We start from the raw sequence: 15,513 nt of genomic DNA on the forward strand, positions 1-15,513 counted from the left end.
GCGGGGTTCAGGGTGCGATGAGTTTGGAGACCGCAGCCAGCATCTGCGCCGGCTGGAAGGGTTTGACCACCCAGGCGCGGGCGCCTGCGGCCTGGCCTTGCGCCTTCATGTCGTCCTGGCTTTCGGTGGTGAGCATGATGATGGGCGTGAACTTGTAGTCGGCCTTCTGCTTGATCTCTTTCACCAGGGTGATGCCGTCCATATTGGGCATGTTCACGTCGCTGATGATGAGGTGGATCTTGCGGCCGTCGAGCTTGGTCAGCGCGTCCACGCCGTCAACGGCTTCAATGACTTCGTAGCCCGCGCTGGCAAGGGCGATGTTGACCACCTGACGCAGTGAGGCGGAGTCGTCGACGATGAGAATGGTTTTGGCCATGGCAATGTGCTTTTGAAAGAGGGGATCGAAATAAGGGTTTGCTGGAGTCAGAAAAAGGTGATGTCGCCGCCGTCTTGCGCGTCCATCGTGGACTGTCCGTCGTGGTTGAGGCGCTGCTCCTGCGTGGTGTAGCCGCCCGCGATGCGCTGCATGAAGGCGGAGGCGTCGAGCGCGGCTTCAGGGTTGCTGGCGCGGCGCGACTGATAGCTCTGTAGTTCGACCACCAGGGCGTCGAGGCTGTCGCGGCTGTGGGTGAGAATCTGGCTGACCCGATCCTGGAACTGCAGCGACACCAGCACATCGCCGATCTCTTCGCGGATACCGCTGCTTTCGCGTTGCAGCAGGTCGGACGAATCGGACAGCCCCGTAGCCACATCGCGCAGGCGGGCGAGCACCTGATCGATGGACGATTCGGATTGGGTGAGGAACTGCTGCTCCTCGATTTGCGATTGCCCGGCCGAGCGGGTGAGCGTCTGGATGGCGCCGGTGATGATTTTCACCTGCTCGCCCATCTTGCGCCCGGTATCGCGCGATTGCGCCGAGAGCTTGCGCACTTCGTCGGCCACCACCGCGAAGCCGCGGCCGTTTTCGCCAGCCCGCGCGGCTTCGATGGCCGCATTGAGCGCGAGCAGATTGGTCTTGGCCGCCAGCGCCGCCACTTCAGTCGCCATCTTCTCCAGCGCCTCGGTGTAGCGCGACATGCCCAACACTTCGCTGACCATGGCGGCGCGCTTGTCCAGCGCGGTGCGCAACTGCTCGAGCACGGCGCCGAGTTCGCCTTCGCTGCGGCGGAATACCGCCACCACGCCTTCGCCGCCATCCATGCCGGCGGCGGCATGCTGCGACGCCTTCACAGCGTTTTCCAGGCGGTTGTGCAGGCTGGAGAAGCGCTGGCTCAAGGCCAGAATGGCGGTCTCCATCTGTGCGCGTCCGGCGTCGATCTGTTGGCCGAGCACGGGTAAGGCCTGAGCGCAGAGGGCGTCGATCTGCTGCGCAGCATCGCTGTGCTGCAGGGCGGGAGGGGAGGTCGTGGCGTCTTGGGTCATGGCGGAGTCAACGCGGGTTATGGGAGGTAGTGTTGCCGGGAGGTTGGGTTGCAGGGAAGTTCAATGGGGCTGCGCGGCCAGTTGGCGCACCAGGGTTTCGAGCCGATCGATGTCGGAACTCTTGTCGAAGAAATAATCGGCGCCTCCATCGAGGCTGCGGGCGCGGTGCTGCGAGTTGGCGTGCTGGGTGAACATCGCCACGCAGATATCACTCCGGCTGGACTTGATGCGCTGCAAAACTTGCAGCCCGCTCTCACCCGGCATTTCGATATCGAGCACGATGAAGCGCACCGCGCCTGCGGTGTCTTGCTGCAACAGCTCCATCGCCTGCTGCCCGCAATCGGCCTGCAGCACGGCTTGCACCCCGTCAATGCCGCACAGCAGGCCGGCCAGGCGCTCGCGCACCATTGCAGAATCGTCGACCACCATCAGTTGCATGACTCAGCTTTCAGAGAATTCAGGATGTATGGGGACATTGTTGGCCTGCGGTCGCGCGGCGAACATCAGCCGCCAGCGGTTTGAAGACTGAGACAAGGGCGCGTTGATTTGTAGGAAATTTCTGACCCGCGTGGATCTGTTCATGCCAATTCATGGTCGAGGACGTAGCGCACCAGATCGGCGTCGCGCTCGAGGTGCATCTTTTGCATCAGGCGGGTTTTGTGAGTGCTGACGGTTTTGACGCTCAAGTGCAGTTCCCGCGCCACTTCGCCCACGGTGCGCCCGGCACCGATGCGCAGCAGCACCTGCAGTTCGCGGTCGCTCAGGGTTTGATGCGCGGGGGCGTCGGCGGCGGCGCCCTCTTGAAAGTGATGCGCCAACTGCTCGGCGACGGTGGCGGTGAGGTAGCGCTTGCCCTGGGTGGCCGCGCGGATGGCGTCGAGCAGCACACCTGGCGCGCTGTCTTTGGTGAGATAGCCGGCCGCGCCGCCGCGCAGGGCACGCAGGGCGAACAAATGCTCGGCATGCATGCTGAGCATGAGCACGGGCAAGCGGGGGTGCGTGGCCTTGATGCGTTTGAGCAGATCGAGGCCGTCGCCGCCGGGCAGAGACACGTCGAGCAGCACCACCTGCCAGGCGGCATCGCGCAGGGCGTCGAGCGCTGCGGCGGTGTCGCCGCACCAGTGCGGCTGCAGCCCCTCGGCTTCGAGCATGCGAACGAGCCCGGCGCCCACAAGGGCGTGGTCGTCAACAATGAGCACGCGGGCGGCGTCCATTTGCGGCTTCGCTTCAGGCGGAGATCGGTTTGCCGGAAGTCGGCGCGTCGGCAGGTGTGCCACGTTCGGTGCAGGGCACGCGCACGCGCAGGGTGGTGCCGTGGTTGGGCACGCTGGCGCAATCGAGCGTGCCGCCGAGCAAATGCGCGCGCTCGCGCATGCCGCGCAAACCAAAGGATTTTTCGCTGGTCTGCGTGGCCGGGGTGAAGCCCAGCCCGTCATCGACGATGTCGAGCGCGATCAGCCCGGGTGTGCGGGCCAGGGTGAGTCGAACGGATTTGGCCTGCGCGTGGCGGGCGATATTGGTGAAGGCTTCCTGCGCGATGCGGAAGATCTGGATGGCGGTGAGGTCGTCCAGCTCACCGGCGCCCTCGATCTGGTGCGAAACGGGAATGCCGTAGCGCTGGCTGAACTCCTCGGCCAGCCAGAGCAGCCCGTCGCTCAGCCCGAGATCGAGCACGGCGGGCCGGAGCTGGGCTGCGACGCGACGGCCAGCGGCGGTGGCGGCATCCACCAGCTGGGTCATGCTGTTGAGCTGCGCGTCGTCGGGCCCGAGGCGCCGGCGCAGCAGGCTGATGTCCATTTTCAACGCGGTGAGCAACTGGCCGAGTTCGTCGTGCATGTCGCGGGCGAGGCGGGCACGTTCCTGCTCGCGTGCGCGCTCCATGTGCGCGGCCATGTCGCGCAGATCGGACTCGCGGCGGCGGGCATGGCTGATGTTGATCATGATGCCGTTCCACTGCACTTGGGTGGCATCGAGCCGCTTCACTGCGGCGCGGATGTTGATCCACTTGATCTCGCCCTCGGTGAGGATGCGGCCCTCCCAGTTCCACGGTTCGCCGTGCAGCGCGCTGGCTTGCACCGAGGCGTGGAAATCGGCCTGATCGGCGGCATGAATTCGCCCGACAAAGGCCGTGCTCGAACGCAGCAGCGCCTGCGCGCTCAGGCCGCAGACCATTTGCGCCGATTCACTGGCCTGGGTGAACTGCAACTGCCCGGCGCGCTGGCTGAGCTGGAACACCAGACCGAAGCCGGAGAGCGGATGTGCGGCCCAGGGCGTATCGTCCGAAGACAGATCTTGAACGGGTGGAGGAGGGCTTTGGAACGGGGGCACGGAGGGCAGCCAGGAGTGGAATTTACATTCCACTTAACGGCGCGCCCTCAGAAAACTTGAATTCTCAGCGGTTCGAGACAGTCGTAAATCTGCCGCTGGGGCATGGAGCGCAGCCAGGTGAGCTGGCGTTTGGCGAGCTGGCGGGTGGCGGCGATGGCCTGCTCGCGGAACTGCTCGGCGCTGATGTCGCCGTCCAGGTAATGCCAGGCCTGGCGGTAGCCCACGGCGCGGATCGAGGGCAGCGCGGGGCTGAGGTCGCCGCGTTGGCGAAGGACGCGCATTTCGTCGAGAAAACCGGCGGCCAGCATCTGCTCGAATCGTTGGGCGATGCGCGCGTGCAGCACGCTGCGATCAGAAGGTTCCAGCGAGAGGATGCGCAGGGGCAAGGGGTCGTCATCCGCGCGCCCGGCAGCCAGATGCGCCGAGAGAGGCCGACCGCTGAGTTGCCACACTTCCAGCGCGCGCTGGATGCGCTGGGCGTCGCCCGGAGCAAGGCGGGCCGCGGTGACCGGATCGACTTCGGCCAGCCGGGCGTGCAGCGCGGGCCAGCCGAGCCGGGCGGCCTCGGCGTCGAGTTCGGCGCGCACGGCAGGATCGGCCTGCGGCAGTTCGGACAGGCCGGACTGCAGCGCCTTGAGGTAGAGCAGGGTGCCGCCGACGATCAGGGGCTGGGCGCCGCGCTGGCGAATTTCTTGGATAAGCCGGCGCGCGTCCGCAGCGAATTGCGCCGCGCTATAGCTTTGCGACGGGTCGAGGATGTCGAGCAGGTGGTGCACGGCCTGGGCGCGCTCGTCAGCGCCGGGCTTGGCGGTGCCGATATCCATGCCGCGATAGACCAGCGCCGAGTCCATGCTGATGAGTTCCACGGTTTTGCCGCGCTGTCGGGCCTGCTGGACGAGTTGCAAAGCCGCGGCGGTTTTGCCGCTGGCAGTCGGGCCGACGAGGCAGAGAACAGGCTGTGGGGTTTGTTGAGTCACGGCTTTAGCGCCCGCGCAGGAACAGGGCGTCGAGGTCGGCCAGGCCGATCTGCCGCCAGGTGGGGCGGCCGTGGTTGCACTGGTCGGCGCGTTCGGTGCGCTCCATATCGCGCAGCAGGCCGTTCATTTCTGCGAGCGTGAGCTGTCGGTTGGCGCGCACCGCGCCGTGGCAGGCCATGCTAGAGAGCAGGGCGTTGCGCCGCTCCTGAAGGCGGCTGCTGGTGCCTTGCGAAATGAGATCGGCCAGCAAACCGCGAGCCAGGCGAATGGGGTCGGCGTGCGCCAGCAGCGTGGGCGTGGCGCGCACCACCAGGCTGCTGGGGCCGGCCCGGTCGAGCTCGACGCCGAGCGACCGTAGGGCATCGGCATGATCTTCCGCCGCGCCCATTTCGGCATCGCTCGCGGCGAACGCGGCCGGGATCAGCAAGGGTTGCACCGCCACCGGCGCATCGGCCTGTTCCGCAGCTTTTAGCCGTTCGTACACGATGCGCTCGTGCGCGGCGTGCATGTCCACGATCACCAGTCCGTGGCGGTTCTGCGCCAGTATGTAAATGCCCAGAAGCTGCGCCAGGGCGAAGCCGAGGGGAAAGTCGTCAGGCTGCGCGGCGGCTAGGTCGGTGGCTTGCGCATAGGGGCGCGGCGCGGCGCTGTCCTGTGCCTGCAAGGGCGCAGCGTCCGCCGTTGCCAAGGGGGCATAAGCGCGCGAGAGCGCGTCCCAGGGGATCGGGCTAGGGCTCGGCCTCGCCACGCCGAAGGCAAGCGCGGCAGTCGTGGGCAGAGCGGAAGGCGGCTGTTCCCACGCGGCGGGCGGTGCGGAGGGATGCGAGGAAGACGCCTCACCGCCCGCCCGGGCCAGCACCTGCTCGACGGCATGACGCACGGCCTGATGCACGGCGGAGCTGTCGCGGAACCGGACTTCCGACTTGGCCGGGTGCACATTCACATCGACCAGCTCAGACGGCAGATCGAGCAGCAGGGCGTACTGCGGCTGCAAGGCGCCGTGCAGCACGTCGGCGTATGCGGCGCGCACGCCGTGGGCCACGGTGCGGTCGCGCACCCAGCGGTTGTTGACAATGATGTGCTGCACATCGGCACGGGCGCGCGCCGCGGTGGGTTTGCAGATCAGCCCGCGTACGGCAAGCGGACCGATCTGGGCGGAGACGGGCAGGGCGTGCGCGCTGAAGGCCTCTCCCAGCACGGCGGCGAGACGATCGAGCCCGTGCGGCGAAGGGTCGCGCTCGAATTGCAGCTTGAGTTGCCCGTCATGCCAAAGCCGCAGGGCGATCTGGGGATGGGCGATGGCGGTGCGCTTGAACACGTCGGCGCACCAGGCGTATTCCGTCTGCGGCGATTTGAGAAATTTGCGGCGCGCCGGCAGGTTGAAAAACAACTGACGCAAGGTCACGCGGGTGCCCTGTTGCGCCGCTGTGGGTTGCACCGCGGCGACCTGACCTGCGCTGGCGTGAATGCGCGCCCCATCGGCCCCGGCGCGGCGGCTGATGATCTCGATTTCGGCCACGGCAGCCATGGCCGCGAGCGCCTCGCCGCGGAAGCCGAGATGCGCGGCGTGGTGCAATTCGTCGAGATCGGCGATTTTGCTGGTGGCGTGGCGCAGCAGTGCCAGGGGCAACTCTTCGGCCGGAATGCCGCAACCATCATCTTCGACCTGCACGCTGCCCAGCCCGCCTTGTTCGAGGCGCACGGTGAGAGCGCTGGCGCCCGAATCGATGGCGTTGTCGAGCAGTTCGCGCAGGGCCGAAGCCGGGCGTTCGATAACTTCGCCGGCGGCAATCTGGCTGATGAGCACGTCCGGCAGCGGACGAATCGGGCGTTGGGGTTGCAGCAAGGCAGGGATACGGAAAGGGTGGCGAGGCCGCAGCGTGGCGGCGGCCGTCCCCTCGTTGAGGGGCTTGGAGACGGATCAACGAGAGGAGAAACGACAAGTCAGCTCAGTATACTTTTCAGGCTGTGCGTAGGCCCATAGCGCTCGGTGGCGCTCAGCCCCGGCTCAGTTTTCTGGCGCAGCATCTGCGTCTTCGGCCTTTCATAGGCTCTCTTCCGGCTTTCAGCCCAAACCGCATGGATCCCCACGCTCTTATCGACCTCATTCTGCACTTCGACGTGCATCTGGCGCAGTTCATCGCGGCGTATGGCCCCTGGGTGTACGGGCTGCTCTTCGGCATTGTGTTCGTCGAAACCGGGCTGGTGATCATGCCGTTTCTGCCGGGCGACTCGATGTTGTTCGTGGTGGGCGCGTTTGCGGCCACCGGGGCGCTCAGCCTGCCGGGGGTGATCGCCGTGCTCTGGCTAGGCGCCGTGCTGGGCGACAGCCTCAATTACCAGATCGGCAAGGCCATCGGCCATAAGGTTTTTTCGTGGCCGGACTCACGCTGGTTCAACCGCCGCGCCTTTGAAAAGGCGCACGCCTTTTACGAAAAATATGGCGGCATCACCATCGTGGCAGCACGGTTCATGCCCTTCATTCGGACCTTCGCCCCGTTTGTGGCGGGCGTGGCCGAGATGTCGTATGGCAAGTTTCTGGCCTACAACATGCTTGGCGCCACACTCTGGACGGGGCTGCTGGTCATGGCGGGTTATCTGTTCGGCAACATTCCGTGGATCAAACACAATTTGGGTGTCATGACCATTGCCATCATCGTGCTGTCGCTGCTACCCGCGGTGTGGGGTTGGTGGAAATCACGTCGGCAGGTGTCGGCGGTCTGAAGCGGCGCACTGACGCAAACGCTTACCTGCTGGTTGTGCGCGCTGTGAACTTCATTGCAGCGAGCCGCGCAGCAGGCCGACGGCGAGTCCCTCAATGGCGAAGGGCTGGCTGGCATCGACGCGGATGGGGGCGAACTCGGGGTTGGCCGGTAGAAGCTCGATGTGATCGGCCTGCAGGCGCAGGCGCTTGACCGTGACCTCATCGCCGATGCGGGCCACCACGATCTGTCCGCTTTGCGCCGTCTGGCTGCTTTTGACGGCCAGCATGTCGCCGTCGAGAATGCCGGCATCGCGCATGCTCATGCCGCGAACCTTGAGCAGATAGTCAGGGCGCACCGAGAAGGCGCCGGGATCGACGTTGAGCGTCTGCTCGATATGCTCTTGCGCGAGGATGGGATGCCCCGCAGCGACGCGACCGACCAGCGGCAGGCAGAGCTGCTCGGCGCCAGGCAGCGCGAGCTGCAGCCCATGGGAGAGATCCGCGCGCAAGCCACTCGCACGCCCCCCCATGGCGCCGGAGGTTTTCCCGGACGTTGTCGTCGACGGCGAGGCGCGCTGCGATTCGGTGATGCGAATGCCGCGCGACGCTCCGGGCGTCAGCTCGATCACGCCCTTACGGGCGAGCGCCTGCAAATGATCTTCTGCCGCATTGGCCGAGCGGAATCCCAGCTTTGCGGCGATTTCGGCCCGGGTGGGCGGGTAGCCCAGTTCGCGCACGGAGGCGGTGATGAGATCGAGAATTTCCTGCTGACGAGGGGTGAGTTTCGAGATGAGACGGCGCATGCGTGGGCTCCGGCAGTTGCACAATAAGTCAGTTTGATGGGCGAGACCGATGGGCAAGGCTGATGGACGAGTTCGCCATGCGAGCCATGTCATCTTTTGGCCATGAAGACGCCCTGATCAGGCTTCCAGCTTGATGATTTTCACAGCACTGTAAATCAAAACAGTCTTTCTGCAAAGAGATTCACACATGACCGATTCTTTTTCTCGCGCGGCCTTGCCGCAGATTGTGGTGTTGGGAACAGGGGGCACGATCGCGGGCGCCGCGACGGGCGACCCCAGTCTGCCGGGTTATACCGCCGGGGTTTTGGGGGTCGACGCGCTGCTACAAAGCGTGCCGGCACTCGGTCGCCTGGCGCAAATCCACACCGAGCAGGTGGCCAACCTCGACAGTAAGGACATGACCTTCGCGGTCTGGACGCAGTTGGCCGAACGCGTGGCCTACTGGCTGGCGCAGCCGCAAATTCAGGCCTGCGTCATCACCCACGGCACCGACACGCTGGAAGAAACCGCCTACTTCCTGCGTTTGGTGCTGGATACCGACAAGCCGGTGATCCTGACTGCTGCCATGCGTCCAGCCACCGCGCTGAACGCCGACGGCCCGCAGAACCTGCTCGATGCCGTGCGGGTGGCCGTGCATCCGGCAGCGCGGGGGCTGGGCGTGGTCTGTGTGTTGCACGGCGTGGTGCATGCCGCTCGCGACGTGACCAAGGCGAATACGCACGCGGTGGAAGCGTTTTCATCCGGCGAGCGCGGCCCGCTGGGTGAGGTTGACGGTGAGGCCTTGCGGCTTTGGCGACAACCCGTGCCGGAGGCAGGGGCGCCGTTTCCCCTACCTGCTGCGAGCGAGTGGCCGCGGGTGGAGTTGCTTACCAATGCGGCGGGCAGCGATAGTGCACTGGTGTGCTGCCTGATTTCGAGCACGGCGCTTCAGCCCCGATTGGGCGGACTGGTCGTGGCCGGCACCGGGGGCGGCACGGTGCACCGCGAACTCGAAGCCGCGCTGCGCTGGGCCGAACAGCAGGGCGTGCGGGTGAGGGTGGCGTCACGCGTCGGCCCGGTACGCGGCGGCGCCGATGATGGCCTCAATGCGGTGAAGCTGCGGGTGCGGCTGCTGCTGGAACTGGCCGCCCAGAACCAAGCAGAGCGCTGAACCCGGATGTTCTCTCGGCGGGGCCAATTGATCCCCACCGGGGGCAGAAAGCTTGGGCCGGTGGGGCGAAAGAGCGGGGGGGCGATTCCTCACCCTATTCGATTCAGCCGCTTTGCAGAGAACTTAGGGTTGATCGACCAAGGTAAGGTTGCGCCGCACCGGGTTTGGATACCTACAGCGGGCGTCCTCGTGCGTGAGCGCATGAGAGGCAAAATAGGGCAAAACGCCCTGTAGTCAGGTGTGCGGTTGTCACCGACATTACTGCGCAAGAGTGCTGGCCTGGGTTTCGCCGACCAGCGATTCATAGCTGGAATAGAACGACAAGATGTAGGCCAGAAAAATGGCGATTGCCACGGGCATGCTGAGCATGGCGGCCAGGGTTTCACTGGCGCCAAGCAGGCTGGCGACGAGCATGATGAGCGTGGGCAGGCTGAGAAAGAGCAGCAACCATTGCACCGCATAGAGCGCAAACGCCTTGATGTTGCGCACGCACAGTACGAAGCTGAAAAACAGCGCCTTGATCGGCGGCATGGCGTGCCAGGCCACCAGCGGCGGGGCGAGCCAGAAGGCGAGCGAGACGGGGATATACGCCAGAGTGGCGGCTATGGCGCCCAGGCGCAGGCTGCCGTCGGCGATGGCGCTGGCCGGCGGTTTGTCACCGAGCAGCAGCAGGCGCAGCATGGCGCCGCCGTCGAACAGGCTGCCGACTCCGAGCACCAGAATGACGGCGAGGGTGTAGAGCACGCCCAGCATCACCATGCTGCGCAGCGCCTGCGGGCCGCTGCGAAAACCGGTGAGCAGCACCGTGGGCCAAAGCGGCTGTTTTTGCGCGACCTGGCGGCTGGCTTGCATGAAGCCCAGGGTGCCGAACTGCACCACGAACAGCGGAAACACCAGGCCGATGATGGGCAGCGCCGAGACGAATCCGGTGACGACGATATAGGCCACGATCATCAACAGCGCCGCCCAGGGCTGCAGCGCCAGACGGCGAAAGCCGCTTTGCACCCAGAGCAGGCCCTCGCGGGCAGAGACGGTACGCAGTTGCATGGCGAAAGACGATGAAAGGTGAAGAGCCGAAGAAGAGAGCCCAAGAAGGGAGCCGACATGGTATCGGCAGGCCCGGGCTCAGGCTGACGCGATGCGCTGACGCAGCACGCGCTCGAAGTGGATGGGGTCGTGCGGGGTGAGCAAGTGGGCGTCGCGCGGCAGGTGATAGTCGGCCAGACGCGAGGTCCAAAAACGCAGCGCGGCCGCGCGCAGGGCGTCGGGCAGCAAGCGGTGTTCGGCATCGCTCATGGAGCGTACGGCGAGGTAGGCGTTCAGCAAGGCGTCAAAGCGGACCGCGTCAAACTCGCCTGTCTGCAGGTGAATGCACCAGTCGTTGAGCGCCACGGCCAGATCGAACAACCAGGTATCGACCCCGGCGAAGTAAAAGTCGAACACGCCGGAGAGCGTATCCCCCTCGAACAGCACGTTGTCGCGAAACAGATCGGCGTGAACCGCGCTGCGCGGCAGCGCGGCATAAGCGGGCGATGCGGCGACCTCAGTCTGGTGCGCAAGCTCAGTGCTGATGAGGGTGCGTTGATCGGCGGTGAGATAGGGCAGGATGTCGGGGATGGTGCGGGTTTGCCAGGCGAGCCCGCGCAGATTGGGTTGCGTGCCCGCGTAGTCGCGTGCGGCCAGATGCATGCGTGCCAGCCAGTGCCCCACTTGCGCGCAGTGCACCGGCTCGGGCTGCAGCTGGCTGCGGCCTTGCAGGCGCGTGACCAGCGCGGCGGGTTTGCCTTTGAGGGTGTGCAAGGTCTGGCCCTGCCGGTCGGGCATGGGGTCGGGTACGGGAATGCCATGCGCGGCCAGATGGTGCATCAGCCCGAGGTAGAACGGCAACTGCTCGGCCTGCAGGCGCTCGAACAGGGTGAGCACGAACCGGCCCTGTGTGGTGCTCAGGAAATAGTTGGTGTTTTCGATCCCGCTGGCGATGCCTTGCAGGTCGGTGCGTGTGCCCAGATCGAAGCGGTCCAGCCAGGAGTCGACCTCTGCTGCGTCGAGCGGTGTGAAAACGGCCATGAACGGGATGGGGAAAGAAAAGGCAGGCTGGAAAAGCAGGTTGAGCGAGCAGGTTGAGCGGTCAGCTCGTCGGTTTATTTGAAAGTGAACACCTTCCACTGCGCCTGCCCTTCCAGATGGGCCGGGTCGGTGCTGGAAGAGATTGAGGGCGGCACCACGTTGTAGGCCGCGCCGCCGTGCAAAGGCTGCACCTGAATCGAGGTGGTGGCGCCGCGCACCTGCTGCTCCTGAATGCGCACCGCACGATCCTGAGTGACGTTTTCGCGCACCCGAGGTTCAGGGAATTTGGGCTTGGGCTGGGTATCTGTCAGCGGCGCCGCAGGCATGGACTGCGCAAGGGCGCCTGGTACCGGATACACGCTGGCGAGCAGCGTGAACAGGCCAAGGGCGGAGACGGTAAGGGCGTGGCGAAACATGTTCATGGGCTGATTTTACGGCGGCATTGATAATGCGCGGATGAATTCCGACGTGCATTCCGACTCCGCCCCCACCCTGCTGCTGGTGGATGGTTCCAGCTATCTCTACCGCGCCTTCCACGCCATGCCCGATCTGCGCGGGCCCGAAGGCCAGCCCACCGGGGCGCTCTACGGCATGGTGGCCATGCTGCGGCGCCTGCGCGAGCAATATCCGGTGGCCAAGGGCTATCGCTACGCGGCCTGCGTGTTCGACGCCAAGGGGCCGACATTCCGCAACGCCATGTACGACCAATACAAGGCGCAGCGTCCGCCGATGCCGCCCGACTTGGTGGCGCAGATCGAGCCGATTCACCAAGCTGTGCGGCTGATGGGCTGGCCGCTGCTGGAGGTGCCGGGAGTGGAGGCCGACGACGTGATCGGTACCCTGGCCGTGCGGGCGCACGCACAGGGCATACGCACCCTGGTTTCCACGGGCGACAAGGACATGGCCCAGCTCGTCAACGACCACATCACTCTGGTCAACACCATGAGCAACGAGGTGCTCGACCCCGCCGGGGTGCAGCAAAAGTTCGGCGTTCCCCCAGATCGTATCGTCGATTACCTCACCCTGGTAGGCGACGCGGTGGACAACGTGCCCGGCGTGGACAAGGTCGGCCCCAAGACGGCGGTCAAGTGGCTGACGGAGTACGGCTCGCTCGATGCACTGATCGAGCAGGCCGAAACCGTGAGCGGCGCTGCGGGTAAAAACCTGCGTGCCGCGCTCGACTGGCTGCCCACGGCGCGCAAGCTGGTGACCATCCACACCGACTGCGATCTGGACGGCTACGCCCAAGCCTTCGACCCCGATCTGCGCCCGGCGCCGGAAGATGCGCAAGCGCTGCTGCCCTTCTTCACCCGCAACGGCATGCGCCGCTTCAGCGCCGAGATGAAGGCGCAGACGGTGAGCGAGCAGGCCGCCCGCCAGGTGTCGCTGCTGGACGGCGCGCCGGCCGCCGAAAAGAGCGCGCCAGGCACCTACGATACCGTTCTCGACTGGGACCGGTTCGACGCCTGGCTGACCCGCATCGACGCGGCCGAGCTCACCGCCATCGACACCGAAACCGACTCGCTCGACCCGATGCGCGCACGGCTGATCGGCATTTCGCTCAGCGTCACGCCCGGCGAGGCCGCCTATCTGCCGCTGGCCCACGCTTACCCCGGCGCGCCCGAGCAGTTGCCCATGGCCGAGGTGCTCGAACGCCTGCGGCCCTGGCTGGAAAACGCCGACAAACCCAAGCTCGGGCAGAACGCCAAGTACGACCGCCATGTGTTCGCCAACGCGGGCGTGACGATTCGCGGCTATGCGCACGACACCTTGCTTGAGAGCTATGTGATCGAGGCGCACAAGCCGCACAGCCTCGACAGTCTGGTGAGCCGCCACCTCGGCCGGGACGACACCCTGAGCTACGAACAGGTCTGCGGCAAGGGTGCCAAGGCCATCACCTTCGATCAGGTGGCGCTCGATGTGGCGACGCGCTATTCCGGCGAAGATGCCGATCTCACCCTGCAGGTGCACCAGCGGCTTTGGCCGCAAATCCAGGCTGATGCTGGGCTGACGCGCATTTACGCGCTGGAAATGCAGGTCAGCGAAGTGCTGCAGCGCATCGAGCGTACCGGCGTGCTGGTAGACGGCGATCTGCTGCGGGCGCAAAGCGGCGAGCTGGGCGCCAAGATGCAAACCCTGGAAGCGCAGGCATTCGAGCTGGCCGGCGGCGCTTTCAATCTGGGCAGCCCCAAGCAGATCGGCGAAATCCTGTTCGACCGCCTGCAACTGCCGGTGCAGAAAAAGACCGCCTCCGGTGCCCCGTCCACCGACGAGGAAGTGCTGGAAAAGCTGGCCGAAGATTACCCGCTGCCGCGCGTCATTCTCGACCACCGCAGCCTGTCCAAACTCAAGAGCACCTACACCGAGAAGCTGCCGCAAATGATCAACCCGGACACCGGCCGGGTGCATACCAACTACGCCCAGGCCGTGGCCGTGACCGGGCGGCTGGCCTCCAACGATCCCAATCTGCAGAACATTCCAGTACGCACGGCCGAGGGGCGGCGCATTCGCGAGGCGTTTGTCGCGCCCAAGGGCTGGCTGATCGCGTCGAGCGACTACTCGCAGATCGAGCTGCGCATCATGGCGCACCTCTCGCAAGACGCGGGTCTGCTCGCTGCGTTCGCCGCCGGGGAAGACATTCACCGCGCGACCGCGGCTGAGATTTTCGGCGTCACTTCGCTGGAAGTCAGCAGCGATCAGCGCCGCATGGCCAAGGTCATCAACTTCGGGCTGATCTACGGCATGAGCGCCTTCGGCCTGGCACGCAACCTCGGCCTGGAGCGCAGCGCGGCGCAGCTCTACATCGACCGCTACTTCGCCCGCTATCCGGGTGTCGCGGCGTATATGGAGCGCACCCGCAAGCTGGCGGCGGAGCAGGGCTATGTCGAAACCGTGTTCGGGCGACGACTGTGGCTGCCCGACATCCACGCCAGCGGGCCGCGCCGGGCGGCGGCCGAGCGCGCCGCCATCAATGCGCCGATGCAAGGCACCGCGGCCGACCTCATCAAGATGGCGATGATCGCCGTCGATGCCGCACTCGTGCGCGAAAAACTGCGCAGCCGGGTGGTGATGCAGGTGCACGACGAGCTGGTGCTCGAAGTGCCCGAGGAAGAAACGCACTGGGTGCGCGAACACATTCCCCGCCTGATGGCGGGCGTTGCCCAGCTCGACGTCCCGCTGCTGGCCGAAATGGGCCTGGGCGCCAACTGGGAGCTGGCGCACTGAGCGTGGCCACTGAGCGCGGCAGATCTGGGGCGGTCAGACGATGCACACCTGCAGCGGCGTCAGGCCGTCTATCGTGCCGTGCAGTACCTGGCCGCGGGTGATGGCGCCGACGCCATCGGGCGTGCCGGTGAAAATCAGGTCGCCGGGTTTCAAGGTGAACAGGGTGGAGAGCCGGGCGATGGTTTCGTCCACCGACCAGATCATCTGCTCCAGCCGCCCTTGCTGACGCAGGGCGCCATCGACCGTCAGCGCAATGGCGCCCGTGTTCAGCTCGGCGCCGGGTTGGCGCGGCGTGATCGGGCCGATGGGGGCGGACTGGTCGAAGGCCTTGCCGATTTCCCACGGCCGACCCTGCGCCTTCATCTGCCCCTGCAGATCGCGGCGCGTCAGGTCGAGGCCGACTGCGTAGCCGTAGATGTGCGCGGCGGCCTGCCTCACGGGGATGTCGCGGCCCGCAGCGCCGATGGCGACGACCAGCTCGATTTCGTGATGCAGATCTTGCGTGACGGACGGGTAGGCGATGTCGCCGGTCAGCCCTGCGGCAACCGCAATCACTGCATCGGCATCGCCGGGCTTGCAGAAAAAAAACGGCGGCTCACGATTCGGGTCTGAGCCCATTTCGCGCGCATGGGCCGCGTAGTTGCGCCCGACGCAATACACGCGGCGAACGGGAAAGGCGAGATCGCTGCCCACGATGGGCAGCAGGGCGGGGGAATGGGGTGGAAAGGCGGTGGGCATGACGGGTTCGGTCTTGGTTTGTTGATCGAGTGTAGGCAGAGAACAGGTCACTCGAGGCGAAATGTGGCGCGGATTTGTGGCGCAGATCCCACGCTGATT

General features: G+C 65.7%; 15 protein-coding genes. 3 read left to right on the forward strand and 12 right to left on the reverse strand.

The window, feature by feature from the left end:
- Positions 1-7: 7 nt before the first annotated feature.
- The 7 genes from THI_RS07085 to mutL form a co-directional block, all read right to left on the reverse strand.
- Positions 8-376, reverse strand: coding sequence for a response regulator (locus tag THI_RS07085; protein ID WP_013105568.1), 369 nt, complete (start codon positions 374-376; stop codon positions 8-10).
- 47 nt (positions 377-423) lie between these two features.
- A complete protein-coding gene (locus tag THI_RS07090; protein WP_013105569.1) occupies positions 424-1,422 on the reverse strand; it encodes a methyl-accepting chemotaxis protein in 999 nt (332 codons plus the stop codon).
- A 60-nt stretch (positions 1,423-1,482) separates the two neighbouring features.
- Positions 1,483-1,860 carry a response regulator gene (locus THI_RS07095; protein ID WP_013105570.1) on the reverse strand — a complete coding sequence of 126 codons (378 nt, stop codon included), beginning with the start codon at positions 1,858-1,860 and terminating at the stop codon, positions 1,483-1,485.
- 140 nt (positions 1,861-2,000) lie between these two features.
- Complete coding sequence (locus THI_RS07100; RefSeq protein ID WP_013105571.1) at positions 2,001-2,636, reverse strand: response regulator; 636 nt, start codon at positions 2,634-2,636, stop codon at positions 2,001-2,003.
- Positions 2,637-2,649: 13 nt separating this feature from the next.
- On the reverse strand, positions 2,650-3,750 hold the full coding sequence (locus tag THI_RS07105; protein ID WP_231836437.1) for a sensor histidine kinase: 1,101 nt from the start codon (positions 3,748-3,750) through the stop codon (positions 2,650-2,652).
- 47 nt (positions 3,751-3,797) lie between these two features.
- Entirely contained in the window at positions 3,798-4,727 is a 930-nt protein-coding gene (miaA, locus tag THI_RS07110; RefSeq protein ID WP_013105573.1) for a tRNA (adenosine(37)-N6)-dimethylallyltransferase MiaA, read from the reverse strand.
- A gap of 4 nt (positions 4,728-4,731) precedes the next feature.
- Positions 4,732-6,570, reverse strand: a complete 1,839-nt coding sequence (mutL, locus tag THI_RS07115; protein WP_176140476.1) for a DNA mismatch repair endonuclease MutL — start codon at positions 6,568-6,570, stop codon at positions 4,732-4,734.
- A 236-nt stretch (positions 6,571-6,806) separates the two neighbouring features.
- Here mutL and THI_RS07120 point away from each other — a divergent pair, with 236 nt between their 5' ends.
- A complete protein-coding gene (locus THI_RS07120) occupies positions 6,807-7,451 on the forward strand; it encodes a DedA family protein (RefSeq protein WP_013105575.1) in 645 nt (214 codons plus the stop codon).
- Between the two features lie 51 nt (positions 7,452-7,502).
- Here THI_RS07120 and lexA read toward each other — a convergent pair whose 3' ends face one another.
- Positions 7,503-8,222, reverse strand: coding sequence for a transcriptional repressor LexA (gene lexA, locus THI_RS07125; RefSeq protein WP_176140477.1), 720 nt, complete (start codon positions 8,220-8,222; stop codon positions 7,503-7,505).
- 199 nt (positions 8,223-8,421) lie between these two features.
- Here lexA and THI_RS07130 point away from each other — a divergent pair, with 199 nt between their 5' ends.
- A complete protein-coding gene (locus THI_RS07130) occupies positions 8,422-9,384 on the forward strand; it encodes an asparaginase (RefSeq protein ID WP_013105577.1) in 963 nt (320 codons plus the stop codon).
- A 258-nt stretch (positions 9,385-9,642) separates the two neighbouring features.
- On the opposite strand, the gene THI_RS07135 is transcribed toward THI_RS07130, so the two are convergent.
- From THI_RS07135 to THI_RS07145, 3 genes are all read right to left on the reverse strand, one after another.
- Complete coding sequence (locus THI_RS07135) at positions 9,643-10,431, reverse strand: BPSS1780 family membrane protein (protein ID WP_013105579.1); 789 nt, start codon at positions 10,429-10,431, stop codon at positions 9,643-9,645.
- Between the two features lie 78 nt (positions 10,432-10,509).
- A complete protein-coding gene (locus THI_RS07140; RefSeq protein WP_013105580.1) occupies positions 10,510-11,451 on the reverse strand; it encodes a homoserine kinase in 942 nt (313 codons plus the stop codon).
- A 74-nt stretch (positions 11,452-11,525) separates the two neighbouring features.
- Positions 11,526-11,873, reverse strand: a complete 348-nt coding sequence (locus THI_RS07145; RefSeq protein ID WP_013105581.1) for a hypothetical protein — start codon at positions 11,871-11,873, stop codon at positions 11,526-11,528.
- A 34-nt stretch (positions 11,874-11,907) separates the two neighbouring features.
- On the opposite strand from THI_RS07145, the gene polA reads away from it, so the two are divergent.
- Positions 11,908-14,676, forward strand: a complete 2,769-nt coding sequence (gene polA / locus THI_RS07150) for a DNA polymerase I (RefSeq protein WP_013105582.1) — start codon at positions 11,908-11,910, stop codon at positions 14,674-14,676.
- Positions 14,677-14,709: 33 nt separating this feature from the next.
- Here the strand turns inward: polA and THI_RS07155 are convergent, their stop codons facing one another.
- Positions 14,710-15,414 (reverse strand): fumarylacetoacetate hydrolase family protein, encoded by a 705-nt coding sequence (locus tag THI_RS07155; protein WP_013105583.1) that lies wholly within the window; start codon positions 15,412-15,414, stop codon positions 14,710-14,712.
- Between the last annotated feature and the right edge of the window lie 99 nt (positions 15,415-15,513).

This window comes from Thiomonas arsenitoxydans, assembly GCF_000253115.1.
Taxonomy (GTDB): Bacteria; Pseudomonadota; Gammaproteobacteria; order Burkholderiales; family Burkholderiaceae_C; genus Thiomonas; species Thiomonas arsenitoxydans.

Excerpts from the sequence above, each read along its gene's own strand:
- THI_RS07085 (WP_013105568.1), bottom strand. The coding sequence starts at position 376 with ATGGCCAAAACCATTCTCATCGTCGACGACTCCGCCTCACTGCGTCAG.
- THI_RS07090 (WP_013105569.1), bottom strand. The coding sequence starts at position 1,422 with ATGACCCAAGACGCCACGACCTCCCCTCCCGCCCTGCAGCACAGCGAT.
- THI_RS07095 (WP_013105570.1), bottom strand. The coding sequence starts at position 1,860 with ATGCAACTGATGGTGGTCGACGATTCTGCAATGGTGCGCGAGCGCCTG.
- THI_RS07100 (WP_013105571.1), bottom strand. The coding sequence starts at position 2,636 with ATGGACGCCGCCCGCGTGCTCATTGTTGACGACCACGCCCTTGTGGGC.
- THI_RS07120 (WP_013105575.1), top strand. The coding sequence starts at position 6,807 with ATGGATCCCCACGCTCTTATCGACCTCATTCTGCACTTCGACGTGCAT.
- THI_RS07130 (WP_013105577.1), top strand. The coding sequence starts at position 8,422 with ATGACCGATTCTTTTTCTCGCGCGGCCTTGCCGCAGATTGTGGTGTTG.
- THI_RS07135 (WP_013105579.1), bottom strand. The coding sequence starts at position 10,431 with ATGCAACTGCGTACCGTCTCTGCCCGCGAGGGCCTGCTCTGGGTGCAA.
- THI_RS07140 (WP_013105580.1), bottom strand. The coding sequence starts at position 11,451 with ATGGCCGTTTTCACACCGCTCGACGCAGCAGAGGTCGACTCCTGGCTG.
- THI_RS07145 (WP_013105581.1), bottom strand. The coding sequence starts at position 11,873 with ATGAACATGTTTCGCCACGCCCTTACCGTCTCCGCCCTTGGCCTGTTC.
- polA (WP_013105582.1), top strand. The coding sequence starts at position 11,908 with ATGAATTCCGACGTGCATTCCGACTCCGCCCCCACCCTGCTGCTGGTG.
- THI_RS07155 (WP_013105583.1), bottom strand. The coding sequence starts at position 15,414 with ATGCCCACCGCCTTTCCACCCCATTCCCCCGCCCTGCTGCCCATCGTG.